Origin of the sequence: Dorea sp. OM07-5 (assembly GCF_003481355.1) — a bacterium.
Taxonomy (GTDB): Bacteria; Bacillota; Clostridia; order Lachnospirales; family Lachnospiraceae; genus Dorea_D; species Dorea_D hominis.
The window spans coordinates 1-2,346 of the sequence record NZ_QUKZ01000042.1; the positions used below are offsets into that span (position 1 = coordinate 1).

At 45.7% G+C, this 2,346-nt stretch carries 3 protein-coding genes and 1 pseudogene; all 4 read left to right on the forward strand.

Features of this window, described 5'->3' with window-relative positions; genetic code table 11:
* Window positions 1–249: DNA cytosine methyltransferase (locus tag DXC04_RS15270; RefSeq protein ID WP_199692560.1), on the forward strand; the 249-nt coding region annotated here is incomplete at its 5' end.
* 8 nt (window positions 250–257) lie between these two features.
* Window positions 258–1,220, forward strand: a complete 963-nt coding sequence (locus tag DXC04_RS15275; protein ID WP_118661327.1) for an amidoligase family protein — start codon at window positions 258–260, stop codon at window positions 1,218–1,220.
* A complete protein-coding gene (locus DXC04_RS15280; protein ID WP_330411528.1) occupies window positions 1,175–1,708 on the forward strand; it encodes a gamma-glutamylcyclotransferase family protein in 534 nt (177 codons plus the stop codon). Before DXC04_RS15275 ends, DXC04_RS15280 begins: the two co-directional genes overlap by 46 nt.
* A gap of 72 nt (window positions 1,709–1,780) precedes the next feature.
* A pseudogene (locus DXC04_RS15285) lies at window positions 1,781–2,346 on the forward strand (SpaA isopeptide-forming pilin-related protein); the annotation flags it as partial.

A 2,346-nucleotide genomic window follows, 5' to 3' on the forward strand; every position in this document is an offset into this window, starting at 1 on the left:
ATTACTGCAACAGATCGTCATGGCATCTTGTATCACGGAAGAATACGCAGGCTGGTTCCAAGAGAGTGTCTGCGTCTGCAGGGATATTATGACTGGCAGATCGATAAGATCATAGACTGCACATCGGATGCACAGCTATATAAACAGGCTGGGAACGGGGTAACTGTTACGGTGATCGAAGCAATCGGAGCACTATTGCGAAAGGCAGATGCGGAGCGAAAAGAACTGGAACTGTCTGAGAAAGGATAGTGTCGGTGATGATTGGAATTCAGGATCAGTACTTTGGTACGGAAATCGAGATGACTGGGATCACCAGACAACGGGCTGCAGAAGTTGTAGCAGAACTGTTCGGGACAGAAGCCGTTTATGAAGGTGCGTATTACGGAATATGGTCAGCGAGAGATTGGGAAGGAAAAAAGTGGAAGTTCATGTCTGACGGAAGCATTGATACACAAAGAAAATCAGGTGGTCGAATCGTGTCAGCAGATAGAGAATATTCAACAGAGATGGTATCACCGAAATTATCCTATGATGAAATGGGAAAGTTACAGGAAGTTGTACGCTGTCTGCGGAGGCATGGAGGTTTTGTCAATGAGTCCTGTGGTCAGCATGTTCATGTAGATGCGGCGAACCATACACCGCAGAGTCTGAAAAATGCGCTGACCATTATGTACGCAAAGGAAGATATCCTGTTCAAAGCACTGAAAGTGCAGGAAAGAAGAGAGTACAGCTATTGTCAGAAGGTGCGTCCGGAGGTATTGGAAAAAATCCGAAAAATGCCAAACAAATCCATTACGATGGACCGGGTAAGAAATGTCTGGTATGGAGGCAGGGATGGAAGTCATAATCATTATGACAGTACCCGGTATTATGCGTTAAACCTCCATGCTGTATTTTCCAAAGGAACATTGGAGTGGCGCTGTTTTGAAAGTACCCTTCATGCAGGAAAAGTGAGGGCGAACATTACACTGGCACTTGCGATTTCCGCCCAGGCGATCAATCAGAGATCCACCCAGATGAAAAAGACACCGATCTCAGAAAACCCGGCGTTTACATTCCGAACGTTTTTGTTGCGGCTCGGATTAATCGGAGAAGAATATAAGAATGTACGGAAACATCTGCTGGCAAATCTGGAAGGTGATCTGGCATGGAGATATGACAAAAGCACATATGAGTGCCTGAAGAAAAAACAAAGGACGGAAGACGTCAGATCGAGGTGAGGAAAATAGAAGAAAGATATTATTTTGCATATGGCAGTAACATGAACCTGGGGCAGATGAGATTCCGCTGTCCGGATGCGGAAGTGGTTGGCAATGTCCGGCTGGAAGATTACCGGCTGGCATTTCGTGGCAGAGCTCCGGGAAATGGCGTTGCAACTGTGCTTCCGGAAAAAGGAAGCTATGTGGATGGAGTCTTATGGAAGATCACAGAAGCTTGTGAAAAGAATCTGGATTTTTATGAAGGATTTCCGAATTTTTATGGGAAAGAAACCATTCAGGTAAAGGATCAGGCTGGAGCTTTAAGGGAAGTATTCGTATACACGATGAACTCCCCTCATAAGGATGTTCCGGCAAGACCATCGAAATTTTATCTGGATGGAATTCTGGAAGGATGTCTGGAAAACGATTTGCCGACAAAGGCAGTGATGGATGCAGTAAAACGCACCAGACAGGAAATGAAAAAAGCAGAAAAGCAATATACAAGATAAATGTTACCGCAGAGGGAGAGCCTTCTGCGGTATTTTACTGAACAATATATTTATTATAGGAAGGGAACACACATGAAGGTGAAGAATTTAAAAACCAGAATCGCAGCCTTTGGACTGGCTGTCCTGATGGGCGTCAGTACCTTAAGCAGTGCCAATGCGTTTGCTGCCGAGCAGACGGATGTGGGGCAGGAGGTACAGGCATCCGAACAGGCGGCTACGAGTCAGAAAGAGAAGGCGGTTACGGCAGACGATATCATGAAAGAGATTTCGGATGAAACATTTGCAGTGGAAACCAGTATGGAAGGAATCCATTATGATGCAGAAAAAGAGGATGTTACGCTTGTCAGCATCCAAGATGAAAAGGGTGGGGAATACCATCCGGACAAAGCCGGAACTTACATTGCCTCTTACATGGTTGTACCAAAGGATCAGAGTGACAGCTACATCATCAGCCGAAAGGTGATCCTGACGGATACGGAAGGTCAGGCACATGCACAGGACAATGGTGGAGAAAAGCAAAAATCAGATACAAAATCTGAAGATGATTCGGACTTGCCTGTGCAGAACTATACCGATGTAGAGATCGAGGCATCCGGGGAAGATGCATCTGCACAGGCAGTCAAAGAACTGAAAGAGGA